The organism is Williamsia sp. Y844, assembly GCF_056786475.1.
In genome coordinates, this window is sequence record NZ_JBXCJB010000001.1 from 2,249,784 (window position 1) to 2,266,144 (window position 16,361).

Annotated in this window: 14 protein-coding genes; 5 read left to right on the forward strand and 9 right to left on the reverse strand. The window is 64.0% G+C overall.

Annotated features, from left to right (window positions below):
* Nucleotides 1–63 precede the first annotated feature (63 nt).
* The 3 genes from AC1TQG_RS10150 to dprE1 are packed head-to-tail and all read right to left on the reverse strand — an operon-like array spanning nt 64 to nt 4,169.
* Nucleotides 64–1,947 (reverse strand): galactan 5-O-arabinofuranosyltransferase, encoded by a 1,884-nt coding sequence (locus AC1TQG_RS10150; protein WP_482136794.1) that lies wholly within the window; start codon nt 1,945–1,947, stop codon nt 64–66.
* A gap of 4 nt (nt 1,948–1,951) precedes the next feature.
* Complete coding sequence (gene dprE2 / locus AC1TQG_RS10155) at nt 1,952–2,713, reverse strand: decaprenylphospho-beta-D-erythro-pentofuranosid-2-ulose 2-reductase (protein ID WP_482136795.1); 762 nt, start codon at nt 2,711–2,713, stop codon at nt 1,952–1,954.
* Between the two features lie 34 nt (nt 2,714–2,747).
* Complete coding sequence (dprE1, locus tag AC1TQG_RS10160; RefSeq protein ID WP_482136796.1) at nt 2,748–4,169, reverse strand: decaprenylphosphoryl-beta-D-ribose oxidase; 1,422 nt, start codon at nt 4,167–4,169, stop codon at nt 2,748–2,750.
* Nucleotides 4,170–4,244: 75 nt separating this feature from the next.
* Here dprE1 and AC1TQG_RS10165 point away from each other — a divergent pair, with 75 nt between their 5' ends.
* A complete protein-coding gene (locus tag AC1TQG_RS10165; protein WP_482136797.1) occupies nt 4,245–5,039 on the forward strand; it encodes an SDR family oxidoreductase in 795 nt (264 codons plus the stop codon).
* Between the two features lie 11 nt (nt 5,040–5,050).
* Here AC1TQG_RS10165 and AC1TQG_RS10170 read toward each other — a convergent pair whose 3' ends face one another.
* A complete protein-coding gene (locus AC1TQG_RS10170) occupies nt 5,051–6,586 on the reverse strand; it encodes a phytoene desaturase family protein (RefSeq protein WP_482136798.1) in 1,536 nt (511 codons plus the stop codon).
* Between the two features lie 257 nt (nt 6,587–6,843).
* Between AC1TQG_RS10170 and AC1TQG_RS10175 the strand changes: the two genes are divergently transcribed.
* Entirely contained in the window at nt 6,844–7,281 is a 438-nt protein-coding gene (locus AC1TQG_RS10175; RefSeq protein ID WP_482136799.1) for a DUF4259 domain-containing protein, read from the forward strand.
* Here AC1TQG_RS10175 and AC1TQG_RS10180 read toward each other — a convergent pair.
* Complete coding sequence (locus AC1TQG_RS10180) at nt 7,259–8,221, reverse strand: LLM class F420-dependent oxidoreductase (RefSeq protein WP_482136800.1); 963 nt, start codon at nt 8,219–8,221, stop codon at nt 7,259–7,261. The two genes, AC1TQG_RS10175 and AC1TQG_RS10180, sit on opposite strands and share 23 nt — an antisense overlap.
* A 166-nt stretch (nt 8,222–8,387) precedes the next feature.
* Between AC1TQG_RS10180 and AC1TQG_RS10185 the strand changes: the two genes are divergently transcribed.
* Nucleotides 8,388–9,767 (forward strand): WS/DGAT/MGAT family O-acyltransferase, encoded by a 1,380-nt coding sequence (locus AC1TQG_RS10185; protein WP_482136801.1) that lies wholly within the window; start codon nt 8,388–8,390, stop codon nt 9,765–9,767.
* Nucleotides 9,768–9,783: 16 nt separating this feature from the next.
* On the opposite strand, the gene AC1TQG_RS10190 is transcribed toward AC1TQG_RS10185, so the two are convergent.
* Genes AC1TQG_RS10190 through AC1TQG_RS10200 form a run of 3 tightly spaced genes read right to left on the reverse strand, consistent with a single transcriptional unit; the run spans nt 9,784 to nt 13,503 of the window.
* A complete protein-coding gene (locus AC1TQG_RS10190; protein ID WP_482136802.1) occupies nt 9,784–11,061 on the reverse strand; it encodes a lysine N(6)-hydroxylase/L-ornithine N(5)-oxygenase family protein in 1,278 nt (425 codons plus the stop codon).
* Between the two features lie 5 nt (nt 11,062–11,066).
* A complete protein-coding gene (locus tag AC1TQG_RS10195; protein ID WP_482136803.1) occupies nt 11,067–11,915 on the reverse strand; it encodes a GNAT family N-acetyltransferase in 849 nt (282 codons plus the stop codon).
* The gene (locus AC1TQG_RS10200; RefSeq protein ID WP_482136804.1) at nt 11,902–13,503 is read right to left on the reverse strand and encodes an MFS transporter; all 1,602 of its coding nucleotides are present in this window, start codon (nt 13,501–13,503) and stop codon (nt 11,902–11,904) included. Before AC1TQG_RS10200 ends, AC1TQG_RS10195 begins: the two co-directional genes overlap by 14 nt.
* A 332-nt stretch (nt 13,504–13,835) precedes the next feature.
* Here AC1TQG_RS10200 and AC1TQG_RS10205 point away from each other — a divergent pair, with 332 nt between their 5' ends.
* Nucleotides 13,836–14,261, forward strand: coding sequence for a GtrA family protein (locus tag AC1TQG_RS10205; protein WP_482137313.1), 426 nt, complete (start codon nt 13,836–13,838; stop codon nt 14,259–14,261).
* Nucleotides 14,262–14,277: 16 nt separating this feature from the next.
* Here AC1TQG_RS10205 and AC1TQG_RS10210 read toward each other — a convergent pair whose 3' ends face one another.
* Complete coding sequence (locus tag AC1TQG_RS10210; protein WP_482136805.1) at nt 14,278–14,955, reverse strand: DUF4352 domain-containing protein; 678 nt, start codon at nt 14,953–14,955, stop codon at nt 14,278–14,280.
* A gap of 155 nt (nt 14,956–15,110) precedes the next feature.
* Here AC1TQG_RS10210 and AC1TQG_RS10215 point away from each other — a divergent pair, with 155 nt between their 5' ends.
* Nucleotides 15,111–16,340 (forward strand): sensor histidine kinase, encoded by a 1,230-nt coding sequence (locus tag AC1TQG_RS10215; protein WP_482136806.1) that lies wholly within the window; start codon nt 15,111–15,113, stop codon nt 16,338–16,340.
* The last annotated feature ends 21 nt before the right edge of the window (nt 16,341–16,361 follow it).

The following is a 16,361-nucleotide window of genomic DNA, read 5'->3' on the forward strand; positions in this document are numbered from 1 at the left end:
AGGTAGTCCTCGCATTCGGGGCACAGCGTCGCCTACGCGGACCAACCTCATGCGATGGAACAGCTAGTTCCGGACCACCAGAACGAACGGGCCGATGTTGGTGACCGTGAAGCGTGGATCGTCGAAGACATTGGGGTTGAAGGTCACCGTGTACCGGCGAACATTCGGGTCGTTGGGGTAGACGTCCTCGGCCAGGCGCAGTGCGTAACCCTCGGCGCTGTAACGGAACAGGAAGACCGTCGGCGGCAGCCAGGGCGAGGAATCCAATTGCCCGATCAGAATGTCGGTGGTCTCCGATTCCGACCATGCATTGATCGCTGCGGCGCGTTTGTCGAACTCCGCCAACGGGTTTGCGTAGTGCGAGGTCAGCCCCTGGAATCCGAAGTACGGATAGATCGACAGGAATCCGTAGTCGGCGGTCAGGACGATGGTGTCGGCCTGTGGCCTGCCCGTCTGTTCGAGGATCACGTCGTTGATCTCCGGGAAGTAGGCCTGTGCACCCGGTGGTCGCTGATCTGCGCGTTCGCCGTAGCCGTCGGTGTCTGTGTACGCGACGGTGATCTCGGCGGCCAGATGGTTCGGGATGCTCTGCCCGACCGCGATGGCGGCGAGGGTCGCCATGATGGCGATGGCGGTGCGGACGTCGCCGAAGCGGCGGACGACGTAGCCGGCGAGTTCGGCGAATCCGTAGACCCCGGCGACGCCGAGGATCACCGTCAGAACCGGCTCCATGCGGAACGAGAGCAGCGTGGTGCCGGTCGCGGTCAGGGCCATCGACAGCAGGCAGAACAGGTAGATGGAAAAGACGGTGATGCCGTATGCCAAAGCGACGGTGCGCGTGCGGAATCGGAGCACGATCCAGATCAGGCCGACCATGGTCAGCGCGCCGATCAGAGACCAGTGCAGCATCGGGGTCGGTAGCACCGCACCCGAACTCGGCAGATAATGCTCAGCGGTACCGCCGGAGGCGGGCTTGTTCCTCAGCCTGTCGATCAGGTACGGCGCCCAGACGATCAACGCGACCAGACCGGCGATGACGCCCATGACCAGCAGGCGCAGGACGTAGTCCCGGACCGCACGCCACCGGGCCGACCGGATGGCGCTGCGTGGAATCGTCTTGTTGGACTGCCCGAACCAGGCCGCCAGCACGAAATAGAGCGCCATCAGGACAGCGGTCATCGCATAGAGGCCGGTGTAGAGCGTGTAGAAGGTGGCGCTCAGACCGAGGAACAGTCCACCGGCCAGGATCGCGGGCCTGCTACCCGAGCGCAGTCCGTGCAGGAGGGTGATCAGCATCGGTGCGCCGATCATCACCAGAACGGCCGCATACGGTTCGGGACTGACGGACATCAGCGTCAGAACCGTGGATGCCAAGGTGACGGCGATGGCCCGGTCGGTACGGATCATGCGCTGCCACAACGCCATCGCGACCGCTGCTGCAACTGCGATCGAGATGATCGACCACGGTTTGTACGCTTCCCAGGCGGGCTGACCGGTCAGGTCGGCGTACCGGCCACCGAGCCAGAACCAGCCGGCCGGGTAGTACGGCGGCAGGTCGGCATACGTCATGTCCGCCAGCCGGGGGCTGTTGGTCAGACGCGTCAGGTATTCGGTCCGGAACTGTTGATCGACAGAGATTCCGAACAGGTAGAGCTTGGTGGCACCCAGCGGCATCGCCAGTGTGACCGCCGCAAAGGACGAGATACCCACCCATGACAGGGGTTTGATCAGACGGCCGGCCTTGCCGGTCCGCGACAGCACCACCGCGATCAACAGGATCACGATGGCCGCCACCTGGCCGGTGGTGGTCAGCGCGGTCGCGACATTCGACGAGTTGAATGCCGGCCAGTCGACCTTCGAGATCACGGCCAGGCCGGCGCCCGAGACCACGAGGGCCACGATGGCCGCGCCGATCAGATCCCCTATCGAGGACAGATGGGTCCGCATCGGCTCAGATGGGAAGCTTGCGGAAGATCGGGCGCGGGATGTGCCGGAGGATGATCATCACGAAACGGAACGGCCCCGGTGCCCAGACCAGTTCCTTGCCCTTGTCGGCCGACGTCACGGCCAGCTTGGCCACATCTTCCTTGTTGACCGTCAGCGGCGCTTCTTTCACATGCGCCGACAGCCGGGTGCGGACCATGCCGGGGCGGATGACGAGTACTCGGATGTTGTACTCGCGCAGTGCCTCGCCGAGGCCGAGGTAGAAACCGTCGAGGCCGGCCTTGGTGGAGCCGTAGACGAAGTTGCTGCGACGCACCCGTTCTCCGGCCACCGAGCTCATGGCGATGATCTGGCCGTGGCCCTGCTCGCGCATCTTCTGCCCGAGGAGCACGCCGACCGAGACTGCTGCGGTGTAGTTGATGGTGGCGGTGAACACGGCTTTGCGCTGGTCCTGCCACACCTCTTCGTCGACGCCCTGGACGCCGAACGCCACGATGGCAACGTCGATGTCGCCGCCTGCGAACGCCTGGTCGATGACGGCGGGGTGCGTCTCGGGCTTGAGTGCGTCGAAGTCGATGCGCTCCACGGACGATGCGCCTGCGGCCTTCATGGTCTCCACGGCCGCCTCACCGGCGGGGTCGCCGGGCATGGTGGCCAGCACCACGCGCATCGGCCCCTTCTTGAGGTACTCGGCGGTGATTGCCAGACCGATCTCGGAGCTTCCGCCGAGGATGAGCACGGACTGGGGGACGCCTACGGCGTTGATCATGAATGTTCCTGTCTACGTTGAGAGTATTTGTGGCTCAGGCGAGTTCGAGGCGTCGAGCCATGTCGGAGATGAACACTCCGGTCGGATCGATCCGGCGACGGGTTGCGATCCACGAGTCGATCTCGGGGTACATGGCGTGGAAGTTCTGCGCGGAGGTCCGCGAATCCTTGGCCGTGTACAGCCGTCCGCCCATGGCCATCACCCGACGGTCGAGTTCATTGAGGAACTCGCCGAGCCCGCGCTTGATCGGGAAGTCGAGGCAGACGTTCCAGCCGCGGAACGGGAAGCTCAGCGGCGCCCGGTTGCCCTCGCCGAACAGCTTGATCACGTTGAGGAAGCTGACGTGTCCGGATGCCTGGATGTCGGCGATGATCGATTTGAATTCATCCTCGTTGCCGGTGGGCACGATGAATTGATATTGCGTGAATCCGCCACCGCGTCCGTAGGCGCGATTCCACTCTCCGAGGACGTCGAGCATGTGATAGAACTGCGGCAAAGTTTTGACCTGACCGGTTTTGTTCGATCCGATCCGGTAATACGCCTCGCCGACGATCGAGAAGTCGAGTTTGTTGGCCAGGCCCTTCGGGAATACGTCCGGCAAGGTCAGCAGTGGCTTGCTGACGAACTTCAGCGGATCCTTCTGCAGTTTCGGCGGGAGTTCTTCGAGCTTCGCGAGGTTGCCACGGCTGAAGGACCCGCGTCCCAGCTTCGGTGGCTTGCTGATCGAGTCGAACCAGCCCGATGCGTACTCGTAGCCGTCCTCGAAACCGTCTTCGAGGTGCAGTGCGATCGTCTCGTCGAGGTTGGCCGTGGTGGCGGTGTCGGCGATGAAGTACGCGCTTTCGGTGCGCTTGAGCTGCACCTTGGCCCGCAAGATGATGCCGGTCAAGCCGATTCCGGCGACCGTGGCCCAGAAGAGTTCACCATCTGGATCGTCGGAGGTGCCCGACGGTGTGAGCGTCAGGACGCGACCGTCGGCGACGAGCAGCGTGATCTCGACCACGTGCTGCCCGAACGTGCCTGCGCTGTGATGGTTCTTGCCGTGGATGTCGTGGGCGATCGCACCGCCGATGGTGACCTGGCGGGTACCCGGCAGCACCGGGACCCACAGCCCGAACGGCAGGGCGACGGCCATCAGCTCATCGAGCGAGACGCCGGCGTCGAGGTCGACGATCCCGGTTGTGTCGTCGATCGAGTGGATGCGCTTGAGCTGCGTCATGTCGATGGTCAGGCCACCGATGTTCTGCGCGGACTCGTTGTATGAGCGTCCCAGACCGCGTGCGATCACGCCGCGGCGCAGGTAGGACGGCTTGTCGGCATTGGCATCGGCAACCTGTGCGACAGCCTTGGCGATCACCTCGACATCAGGTGTCGCCAGCACGTGACCCTCGATCGGCGTCGTACGGCTCCAGCCGACGAGCTTGCGGGTTTCAATGGGCAATTCAGCGGTAGACATCGATTCAGAGACTACCTGGGGTGGAACAGTCGGCCGCGATGTCTGTGTGACAACCAACGATGGTAGGAATCAGGTATGACCACACGATGGGTGTTCATCACCGGAGCCGCAGCGGGTATCGGGCGCGAGAGCGCGCTGACCTTCGCACGCAGAGGATATTCGGTCGGTGCCTATGACATCGACGACGCCGGACTGGCCACTCTCGCCGCGGAGGTTGCCGGGGCCGGTGGGCAGATCGTCACCGGCCATCTCGATGTGACCGATGCCGAAGAGTTCGGTGCCCGCCTCGACGAGTTCGCCGAGCACAGTGGCGGTCGACTCGATGTGTTGCTGAACAACGCCGGGATCTTGCTGGCCGGGGCTTTCCAGGACATTCCGTTGGCTGCTCAACACCGGCAGATCGACATCAACGTCAAAGGCGTGACAAACGGCTGTCACCAGGCTTTTCGGCATCTGAAGAACACTCCGGGCTCCGTGGTGGTCAACATGGCATCGGCCTCGGCGATCTACGGCCAGGCCGAACTGGCCACCTACAGCGCCACCAAGTTCTATGTCCGCGGTCTGACCGAGGCACTCGACATCGAGTGGGGTGTCCACGGGATCCGGGTGATCGCGATGTGGCCACTCTTCGTGCAGACCGCGATGACCGAGAACGTGTCGACGGGCACCACCGACTCGCTGGGGATCCGGCTCGGACCCCAGGACGTGGCCGATGCGATCGTGGCGGCGGTGGAGGAAACCAGCGTCGACAAACTCATCCACCGGGTGCACTACGCGGTGGGCAGGCAGACCAAGGTGATGACGGTCGGGTCGCGGTTCTCCCCGGCGTGGTTGACGCGACTGGTCAACAAACGTCTCGCACATACGTAGAGCGAGACCATTCAGGGTTCGAGGACCGCTGCAGCCGCATTGTGTCCCGGGATTCCACTGACCCCGCCGCCGCGTCTGGCTCCGGCCCCGGCGATGAGGAGGCGGGGATGCTCGGTCTCCACACCCCAGGTCCCCACGGCATCGGCGGTCGGCGCCCACGGCCATTGCAGTGGCCGGTGAAAGATGTTGCCGCCGGGCAGGCCCACGTCGTCCTGCAACTCCAGCGGGGTCTTCGCCTCGATACACGGGTCGCCGTTGATGTCGACGGCGATGACGTCGGCGATGGGTTCGTCGAGCACAGAGTCCAGCGCGGCCAGAGTTGCCTGCACCGCTTGGTCTTTGGCGCCCGCAGCGGCGAACAACCCGGGCGGCATGTGCAGGCCGAACAGGGTGAGAGTGTGCATGCCGTCGAGTGCGCTGCCGAGGATCGTGGGGTCGGACAGTGTATGGCAGTAGATCTCACAAGGTGGTGTGGTCGGAATGGAACCGGCCGCGGCCTGCTGATGTGAGCGTGCGAGGGCCTCGAAACCCTCGTGCACATGGAAGGTCCCGGAGAACGCGACTCCCGGTGCGATGGACTGATCGCGAAGCTTCGGCAGACGTCGCAGCAGCACGTTGATCTTCAATTGCGCACCCTGCGGCGGCGGCCCACCGACTGTCGGGGTGTCGAGCAACGTGTCGAGGACCGCGGGCGCACAGGCGGCATGGATGAACTCGGCCGACGCGGCACCGCCGGGCCAGCCGACCCGGCCGTCGATTGCATCGATGGCAGTCACGTCGACACCGGTCCTGATCTGCGACCCGGCCGCGACGGCCGCCGCCGCCAGCGCGCCGGACACCGCACCCATGCCGCCGACGGGGACGTCCCAGTCACCGGTGCCGCCCCCGATCAGGTGATAGAGCAGGCAGATGTTCTGTAGCAGTGAGGGGTCGTACAGATCGGCGAACGTGCCGATCAATCCGTCCGTCGCGACGATCCCGCGCACGATGTCGTCTGTGAAGGTGTTCTCGATGATGCTGCCAAGGGGCGTGCTGGTCAGCGCGTCCCAGAGATCCATGGATTCGAGGTCGGATCCGGCGATCGACGCCATCTCGCCTGCGCTCATCAGCGGTCGCAGCATGGTCGGGAAAACGCCCTCGGCGATGGTGGACATCACGGCGTAGAACTTCTGCCAGGCGGCGAAGTCCCGGTCCGAACCGGTGGCGGCGCGAAACGACGCTGCTGTGGCCCGGTCGTCGGCGGTGTCGACGAGGATTCCGCGGCTGGGGTCGACGGGCAGCGGGGTATATGACGAATAGCGTCGTCTGACGAGTGTGATGTCGAGGTCGAGATCGGTGATGATCTGCCGGGGCAGCAGCGACACCAGATACGAATAGCGAGAGAGCCGGGCCTCCATGCCGGGGAAGGGCCGGGCAGAAACGGTTGCCCCGCCGATGTGATCGGACCGCTCGAGAACCAGCACCTTACGACCGGCACGTGCGAGGTAGGCGGCCGCGGTGAGGCCGTTGTGGCCGGCCCCGATCACGATGTCGTCGTAGGTCTCCATGCGGTCATGATGCCGCGGCCTGCGTCCCGCTACCAGGCGCTCTGGTCAGACGGGCAATTGTCACGGTGTCTTTATCCGGCCCGGTGGCATTTATCTTGCAGCCAGATCTGAGAACACCATGAGCGTTTATCCAGGCGAGCGCGCCGAATATTGAAATGCGGCGATGAACGCTGAAATAACGGGCGAACCACCACATCCGGTATTATCTTTGCTGTAGGTAATTACCGGTACTTGTTCATCACGTGAGGGGCATCGAAATGCAGATCTGGGGAACCGGAGCATTCGACAACGATGCCGCGACCGCTTGGGTGGGCAAGTTCGACCGCGCCGCTGCAGCGGCGAGACCGATTGTGGCGCGTGCCGCGTTGTCGGCGGTATTCGATCGCAACGACGAGGCTGTCGGATTCACGGCTCTCGCGGCCGCGACGACGGTGGCAGCGGCGCTTCCTGGTAGTCCCCTGCTTGTTGCCGGTATTGGTCCAAAAACACTGGCGGACAGTGAATTCTCGGTGTCAGCCGAGCTCTCTGATCTCGCTCTGGCGGCACTGAAACGGGTCGGTTCTTCCACCAGTGAGTGGTCTCTGGCATGGACCCGCGCCGGACGTCTCGATGACGCGCTCGCAGTCCTCGACGCGGTGATCGACGAGTTGGAAGAACGGTCAGAGCGCGGTCTCAGAGTGCGCGCAGCTTCTTGAGCAAAGGTTTTGCTGCCTCACTCAAGAAGGCGTCCTGCGTATTTCCGCCGATCTGTACCAGCGCGACGTCGGTATAACCCGCCTCCAGAAAAGGTTTGACGCTCTCGGCCAATTCATCGAGGTCGGGTCCACAGGCAATCGATGAGGCGACGTCTTCGGGCCGAACATATGCGGTCGCGCCACTGAAACCTGCGGGGGTGGGCAAATCGGCGTTGACCGACCATCCACCGGCGAACCAGCGAAACTGGTCGTGGGCCCGGGCAATCGCGGTGTCGCGATCGTGATCCCAGCAGATCGGGATCTGGCCGATCTTCCTGGAGTCGTCGGGGTGGTGCCGGACCCATGCGCTGACCAGATCGGCCTCGGGTTCGGTGGAGATCAGATGATCGCCAAGCGGTGCGAGCTTCTCGATCAACTTGTCGCCCGACACCGCGAGACCGATGGGTACCCCATCGTCGGGCAGATCCCAGATTCGGGCGGAATCGACACGAAAGTACTTGCCATCGTGGGTTACCAGCTCACCGGTGTGGAGCTCTCGGATGATCTCGACAGCCTCGACGAACATGTCCTGACGCTGGTCCACAGCGGGCCAGCCCTGGCCGACCGTGTGCTCGTTGAGGTTTTCGCCGGAACCCAGACCGAGGATGAAACGCCCATCGGCGAGTAATTGCATCGTCGCTGCCTTCTGCGCGATGACGGCGGGGTGGTACCGCATCGTCGGTGCGGTCACGTAGGTCGCCAGATCGACGCGTTCGGTGACGTGGGCGACAGCACCCAACACGCTCCAGGCGTAAGGCGCGTGGCCCTGTGACACCAGCCATGGCGAGTAGTGATCGCTGGCGACCTCGAAGTCGAAACCTGCATTCTCGGCGGCCGCCGCGTAGCGCACCAGGTCCTTGGGGCCGCTCTGTTCTGTCATCAACGTGTATCCGTAACGCATACCCCGAAGGGTTCCCCGTGTGCTCGCAGGCAAAACCTGGCCACGTGGTACGCCGATCGGATTGCAGGCATGTACAAACCCGGTGCCGCGGACGGCGGGCTTGTAACGTGTGCCACATGCACGGGGGCGTCGAGTCCTGAAGCACAACCGAAGGTCAGGAGCGCGCATGCCTTATATGCCGATAACCGAATCCATGTTTCTCCTGGCCGAATCGCGGGAGCATCCGATGCACGTCGGAGGCCTGCAGTTGTTCGAGCCGGTGGACGGTGCCGACGACCTCTCCGAGCGGATGTTCGAGACGTTTCAGGCACAGACCGAGGTCCACCAATTGTTCCGCAAACGTCCGGCCTCGCCGGTGGGCGTCATGGGCACCGTGCGGTGGACCCATGACAAAGAAGTCGACCTTGAGTATCACGTTCGGCGAACCGTCCTCCCTCGTCCGGGCCGAGTGCGTGAACTGTTGCGGTACGTCTCGGCCAATCACGGCGCGCTCCTGGACCGGCATCGTCCGATGTGGGAGCTGCACCTCATCGAGGGGCTCGCCGACGGACGCGTTGCGATGTACACGAAGATCCATCACTCGCTGGTCGACGGGGTCTCGGCCCTGAAGCTGCTCGAGAAAACCCTGTCCCCTGATTGCGGCGCCCGGACGGGCCGGGCGTCGTGGGATCCGGAGTTGTTCGTTCCCCGGCCCAAGGCGCCGGACCTGGGCTCGGAGGAGTCCAGGAGTCTGCTCTCCGAGGGATTCAAGATCGCGGGTGAGCTCGTGGGTTTCCTTCCGGCTTCTGCGCGGGTCGGACTTCGGGCCATGCGAGACGCCAACCTGATGGTGCCGATGCAGGCGCCACGCACGATGTTCAACGTCCCGATCGGAGGCGCCCGTCGGTTCGCAGGCGAACAGTGGTCGACCACACGTCTGCTCGCGCTGGCATCGGGGCTGGGGATCACGCTGAACGATGTGGTGATGGCGATGTGTGCGGGCGCGTTGCGCTCGTATCTGATCGATCAGAACGCCCTGCCCGACGACCCGCTGATCGCGATGATGCCGGTGTCGATGCACGCCAAGGATGACGACTCCTCGGAGGGCAATGCGATCACCGCGATCCTGGCGAACCTCGCAACCGATCAACCCGATCCGGAACGCCGGCTGGCGACCGTGATCGATTCGACGAGGGCCAGCAAGCAGGTGATCCGGGATCTGAGCCCGCTGCAGGCGATGGGGTACGGCGCGGTCATCGCCGCCCCGCTCGCATTCTCGACTGTGCCCGGGTTTGTTCGGCTGACTCCGCCGCCATTCAACCTCATCATCTCGAATGTTCCTGGGCCGCAGCATGATCTGTACTGGAACGGCGCCAGGCTCGCCGGTGTGTACCCGGCGTCGATCGCGATGGACGGTCAAGCCCTCAACATCACCGTTGCCACCAACGCTGACATGGTGAACTTCGGGGTGACCGGTGCGCGTGCGGAGGTCCCGAGCCTGCAGCGGATCCTGACCCACCTCGACACCGCATTGGAAGAGCTCGAGAAGCTCTGCGGCGCCGACTGAGGGCCGGGCCGCCAGGTCAGGGCGTCGGAGGGTTCACGATCGAGTGGACGATGTCACCCGAGCGAATGGCGATGTTCGACAGCAGGGTGGAGGTGAACCCGTGTGAATGTTCCACGCCGCCATGGAGATACAGGTTGCCGGCATGGTTGCCCTTGCGTTCCACGCGGTAATCGCGGGTGACGACAGGCAGTCCGGCCTCATCGAAGCAATAGTCGTCGGTGGCGTCGCCCAGCAGGTCGGCGAGGCCGACCGACCGGAATCCGGTGGCGTACACGATTGCGTCGGCGGTGACGGTCTCGGAGGCGCCCGTCGGCAGGTGGCTGATGGTGGCCCGGACACCGTTGCCGGTTTCCACGGTCGTCCTGGGGTCGAGCCGAGATGCGCCGCGGACGAACAAACGTCTACGCCCGCTGACCTTTTCCTGGTACTCGCGCGCATAGAGGTCGTTGATGACGTCCGAATCGACGGCCGAGTAGTTGGTGCCTTTGTGGTAGCTCATCAGCTGCTGGCGAACCTGCGGCGGCGCGAAGTGGAAATCGTCGACGGCCGCGGGATCGAACACGCGGTTGGCGAAGGGGCTGTCGTCGGCCGGGGTGTAGCCGTACTTTCCGAAGACCGCGTGCACCTCGCACGTCGGGTACGTCTCGTGGAGATAGCCCGCCACCTCGGCGGCGCTCTGCCCGGCGCCGACCACCACAAATCGCTGATGGGTCAGGGGCGGCAGGTCGCCAAGGCGGGCGAGCAGGTTGTGACTGTGCCACTGGCGCGGCGACGGCGTCACGAAATCGGGTAGGACACCGGTGATCCCGCCCCCGGCGACCACGTTGCGGGCCGTCACCTCGGCAGTGGTGCCGTCGGTGTCGCGAACCTCGACCACGAAGTGGTCGCCATCTGCGCGAACGCCGCAGACCATCGAGCCGAAGGTCACCTGCTCGGAGACCTGGTCCGCCGCCCACTCGAGGTAGTCGGCGAACTCGGCCCGGGACGGGAAGAAGGTCTGATGGTTGACGAAGTCGACCAGCCGGCCCCGGCACTTCAGGTAGTTGATGAAGGTGTACTGGCTCAACGGATTACGCAGTGTGACCAGATCCTTGAGGAAGGACACCTGCATCTGCGCGCCGGGGATCATCATGTCCGGATGCCACTGGAATGAGGGCTTGCTCTCGAAGAACCGTGCCTGCAGCGGTGCGCCCGACGATGTCTCGTTGTGCTCGTTGACGGCAAGCGACAACGCCAGATTGCTTGGGCCGAAGCCGATTCCGACGAGATCGACTATCGCGGAATCGCGCGTCATGTGGTTCATTCCTTAGGTCGTGAAGAAATATCGGCGGACTGACGGGCTGCCAGTGCCTCGGTCAATCGCTGCAGATACCGATGATTGAGTTCGGTACGCGACAGGAGGACCGCGAAGTCGGCCATGTCGAAATCCGGATCGTACGAGGGAGGGCCGCAGACGGCAGCGCCAATTCGCAGGTACCCCTGCAACATCGGTGGAATCTTGACCCGGCCGGGGGCGGTCTCGATGTCGTCCAGGGACCGGCCGCCGACGTTCACCGGATTCTTGGGGGTGACTCGGAGTTCGGGCGCGGTGATGCTGCGTTTGTACGCGAAGTCGCGGACCTTGCGGACCAGGGATCCGCGCGGTCCGCCGTCTTCCATCTGCACCGATGCGCAACCGATGGCGTGTTCGTGTCCGGTGAGTTCCTGGTACTGGAGGATTCCGGCCCACAACAGGCCCATGACGGCTCCGCTGCGGTGATCGGGTCGGACGGCGGCCCGGCCCAGCTCGACGAGTGAGGGTCGCAGCGCGTCGAGACCGGGGCTGAACTCGAAGACCGTGTCGGTGAACGTTCCCCCGGCCGCACTGGCGCCGTCGGGAAGCAGGAGTCGGTAACAACCGACCACCTCACCGGTGCTCTCCGCGCGGGCGACCAGGTGATCGCAGTACGGGTCGAACCGATCGACATCGATCATCTGCCCGGTGTGCTCGCCACGGACCGCCTGCGGCAATGCTGCCCCCATCTCGTCCGCGAACGACTGATACCGCAGGCGTTGGGCGGCTTCGATATCCGCCGGATTGGTCGTCAGGCTGATCGAGTAGCCGGCCTCGGACGCGGCCGGAATCAGCAACGTGTCAGTGGTGGACATGTGGTTCCTCTCGGGGCTGCTCCACGGCAGCCGGATTCGATACGTGGTCGCGGCGGATCAACGCGTAGACGATGACCGTCAGGACGGTCGCCGCGGCGGCGGCGGCCATCAGGGCCGCCTGCAGACCGGCGGCCGAAGAGTCGCGAGCGATCCGGCCGAGTTCGGGTAGTGCCAGGGCGTATTGGTCGGGGATGAACTCGAGGATCGCCAGTCCCGCACCCGATCCCAGTGCGTCGGAGATCATCGCGGTCTGCTCGGCCGACACGTCGACCTGTGTTCCGGCGATCGTCATCGACGCGAGGTCGTCGCGGGCGCGCGAGGCGGCGAACTGCGTGAACAGCGCGCCCATTCCGGCGATGCCGATCACGGTTCCGATCTGGCGGGCGGTGCTGACCACGCCCGTTGCCATCCCGGATTCGGATTCATCGACAAATGACAGCGCGGCCTCGGAGGCGATGGCGCTCATCATTCCCACGCCGAGTCCGGCGATGATCGAACCGGTGATGAAGTGCGTCCACCCGGTGTCGCCAGAGATCCCGATCGTCGCCCACAGTCCGGCGGCGATCAGGGCGATGGAGAGCGGAACCACGTGCCGCAGCGCCAGCCAGCGCGTGACGACCATGCCGATCGGTGCGCCGACAACGCACGAGATCGTGAGTGGGAGGGCCCGCAAACCGGCTTCAAAAGGGGTGAATCCCAACGTGTTCATCAGGTAGAGCGCGAGATAGTTGGTCGCGGCGATGAGGGTTCCGGAGGTGGCGAACGCGGCGAGTGAGACTCCGGCGAAACCTGGCCTGCGCACCACAGCCAGATTTATGAGCGGATCGGTGGTTTTCGCTTCCCAGAGCACAAACGCGATGGCGAAGAGTGCTGCAACGCAGAACAGTCCGAGGATCAGCGGTGACGTCCACCCCTGGACATTGCCTTCGATGATCGCGTAGACACCGGCGCACAGCGCGACGCTCAGTGTCGCCGTGCCGATGAAATCGATCGCGCGGGTGCCGTCACCGCGCGATTCCTGGACTTTCCAGCCGGTGACGGCCAGCGCAACGATCCCGAGTGGGATGTTGATGATGAAGATCGCAGGCCATCCGAACGCGTCGACGAGCGCGCCGCCCAACAACGGGCCTGCCGCGCTGCCCGCACCCATGACGGCCCCGTAGATCGCGATCGCGATCGAACGCCCCCGGCCGGCCGGGTAAGCCGCGGCTATCAGGGGCAGCGAGACACCCAGCATCATCGCGCCACCGAAACCTTGGACACCACGAACGAGGTTCAGGGTGTTGATGCTCTCCGACAACGCACAGCCCAGCGACGCCAGGACGAAGATCGTCAGTCCGATCTGGAAGATCCGCTTGCGTCCCAGCCGGTCTCCGAGCGTTGCTGCGGTCAGGAGGAATGCGGCCATCGGGAGTGCGTATCCGTCGACGACCCACTGCAGGCCACTCAGGTCGGCGGAGAGGTCGGACTGGATGTCAGCGAGTGCCGCCGACACGATCGTCATGTCGAGCAGCAGCATGAACACGCCGATGCAGACCACGGTCAACGTGGTGCGGGCGTGAACGACTCGATCGTTCAGCGAAAACAAGGGCGCCTTTCGACGCGCGCATGATCAACGCACGTGGGGACGAAACCGGAAACCAAAAAATTGAGAATTGATGCGGGCTGAATGGCGAGATGCAGAATATTGCAATTGGTTGTCTTTGTGCAAAACGCCCGGATGTGGACGATAGGCCCCCCAGTGGCCAATTCGCAAACCACGTGGACTTCTTGAGTTTTGCAATTCTCTTGATTTCTTATTCGACGCCGTGTTCATTCGGGTTCTGGGCCAGGTGGCCAGCCGTGAGTGTGGCCGATCTGCCCAGCCGCTAGGGTGTCTGGGTGGTAGAAGAGCAGGCCGAGGGGCGTAAGACAACCGAACTGGCCGCCGCGGCAGTCGAGACCCCGAAGCCGGCCGGTGGCGATTTGAAGACCCAGGTGGTCCGATTCGTCATCACCGGCGCGGCGTCCGGAGTCCTCGACTTCGGGTTGACCTTGCTCTTCCAGCATGTGCTGGGTTTCCCGGAATGGGCCGCCAAGTCGATCGGCTTTGTGTTCGGCACCACGATGGCCTATCTCATCAACCGGAGATGGACGTTCCGCGCCGAACCGAGTGTGGCCCGCTTTGTGGCCGTCGCACTGCTCTACCTGGTGACCTTTGTGGTTCAGGTGGGGATCTACACCGTGTTGTCGCGAATCTGGGACGACACGGTGCTGTGGAGCCTGGTCGCCTACGTGGTCGCCCAGGGCACCGCAACCGTCATCAACTTCGTGGTCCAGCGGATGGTGATCTTCAAGATCCGCTGACCGCGACCCGCCTGCACTACAGGGTGTTGACCCACGCCAGGCGATCTGACGACAGCGAGAACGTGTCTTCGAACAGCACCACGTAGGTGCCGGGGCCTGCGCCGTCGCGTGCTTCGAAACAGATGTCACCCGCCGTTTGGCCGCCGGGCGCGATCTTGCCCGAACTCAGCATTTGCTTCGAGGGTGCAAATGTGGCGTCCCGAATGGTTCCGGTGGCGTCCTGCAGACTCCAATCGATATAGCCATTGAAGTCATTCTGCTTCGAACCGACATTCTTGATCGTTACGCTGCTGCACAGGTAATTGCCGAAGTCGGAATCGGCGCTTTCCAAAAGGGAAACGGTATATGCCAGATCATCGCGGGTAATTGTGTCGCCACCGGCTGCTGCGGTGTCGTCGTCTAATTTACCCGGGAATTGGGGTCCGGCCTCGCTCTCGGTTTCGGTCTCGGCGGCCCCGGTTGTCGAGGCTTCCGCAGAGGTCTCACCCGAGGCCTTGGTGACGCTGGTTTCGGTGTCACCGCCGCTGCCGGCGACGATCGCGGTACAGGCGCCGATCATTAGAATCGGCACACCGATCACGACCCAGGGCCAGACCTTGCGCTTCTTCTTCGGCGGCTGCTGGTACGGACCCGGGGTGGGGTTGTAGGGCTGGTTGTAAGGGTTGTTGTCGCCTGGCAGGCCGGGATTGGTCATGGCAGATCCTCCTGAGGGGGTGGGGGTTGGCGTGGTGAGAACAGCAGACCGCAACCGGACATGGGGTCGCCTCGTCCAAAGGGACGGCGCCTCTCATACATTCGGACGGAGATTCAGCCGATGCGGTCCGTTCGGTGGATCGTGAAACGTCAGAGATGAGCCGTAGCCTCCATACCGTGACAAAAACTTCCGGCGAAACGATCCGGCGCCGGCTGTGGACCACCGGCGCGGTCGGCTTGAGTGTCTTCGGTTCGATTCTGGCGGTGGCGCTCACCGAAGAATCGGAGAGTGTCCCGGTGTGGAACTCCACCATTGGGTTGCTGTTGAACCTGGTGGGGGCCGTAGCGCTCATCTGGCGGCACCGGTACCCGATACCCGTGCTGGCGGTCTCGGTCATCGGGCCGATGTTCTTCTCGACCGATGCCACCGCGGCCCTCATCGCGCTCTATGCGCTGGCGCAGGCCGAGCGCGGGATCAGGCTTGTCCTGGCTGCGTTCGCCGTCTACCTGGCCTCGAGCGTGTCTCTCACCTACGACACCATGCGGACCCGGGACAACTCGATTCTGACCATCAGCTCCCCGCGGCCCGAAGAAGGCGCGCCGAGCCCGGATTGGGATGTACCGCTGTGGATTCCGTGGATCGTCGCGGCGATCCTGGTGGCCATCGTCGTGACCGTCGCGCTGCTGCGCCATACCCAGGTCGAACTGGCCCAGGTGAAACTGAGTCGGGACCGGGCGACGAAACAGACCGACGTGATGCGTGACGAGATGATCCGCACCGAGGAACGAACCCGCATCGCGCGCGACATGCACGACACCCTGGCGGCAAGCCTGAGCCGGATCTCCTTGATGGCGGGGGCAGTTCAGGTCGGCGGAACCGACAATCCGGAGAAGATCGCCAACAACGCGTCGCTGATCCGATCGACCGCGCACGATGCCCTCGACGACCTCAAGAACATCGTCGGAGTCCTGAGGGGTTCGGCTCCGCAACACAGTGGCCACCAGGGGATCGATGCAGTTGCCGAGTTGGTGCAGGGTGCGCGGGCGGCCGGTCTGCACGCCACCCTCTACACGGACCTGTTGCCCGGCGACGTCGGCACCGTCTCCGGTCATGTCACCTACCGGGTGGTGCAGGAATCACTCACGAACGCGCAGAAGTACGCGGGGGATCAGACGATTCGGATCTCGATAGTCGGCGCCGGTGAACACGGGATCCGCATCAACATCTGCAATCAGCTCAGCAGCCGTCCGCCGCTGGTCCCGGTTGGATCGCGGTCCGGGCTGCGTGGGCTCGCCGAACAGGCAAGGGACATCGGCGGGACGTTCCATGCGGGCGTGGTGGGAGGCGAGTTCGTCACCGATTGTTGGTTGCCCTGGTATTCGTAGTGCCACGAGTCCGCTGTCGGT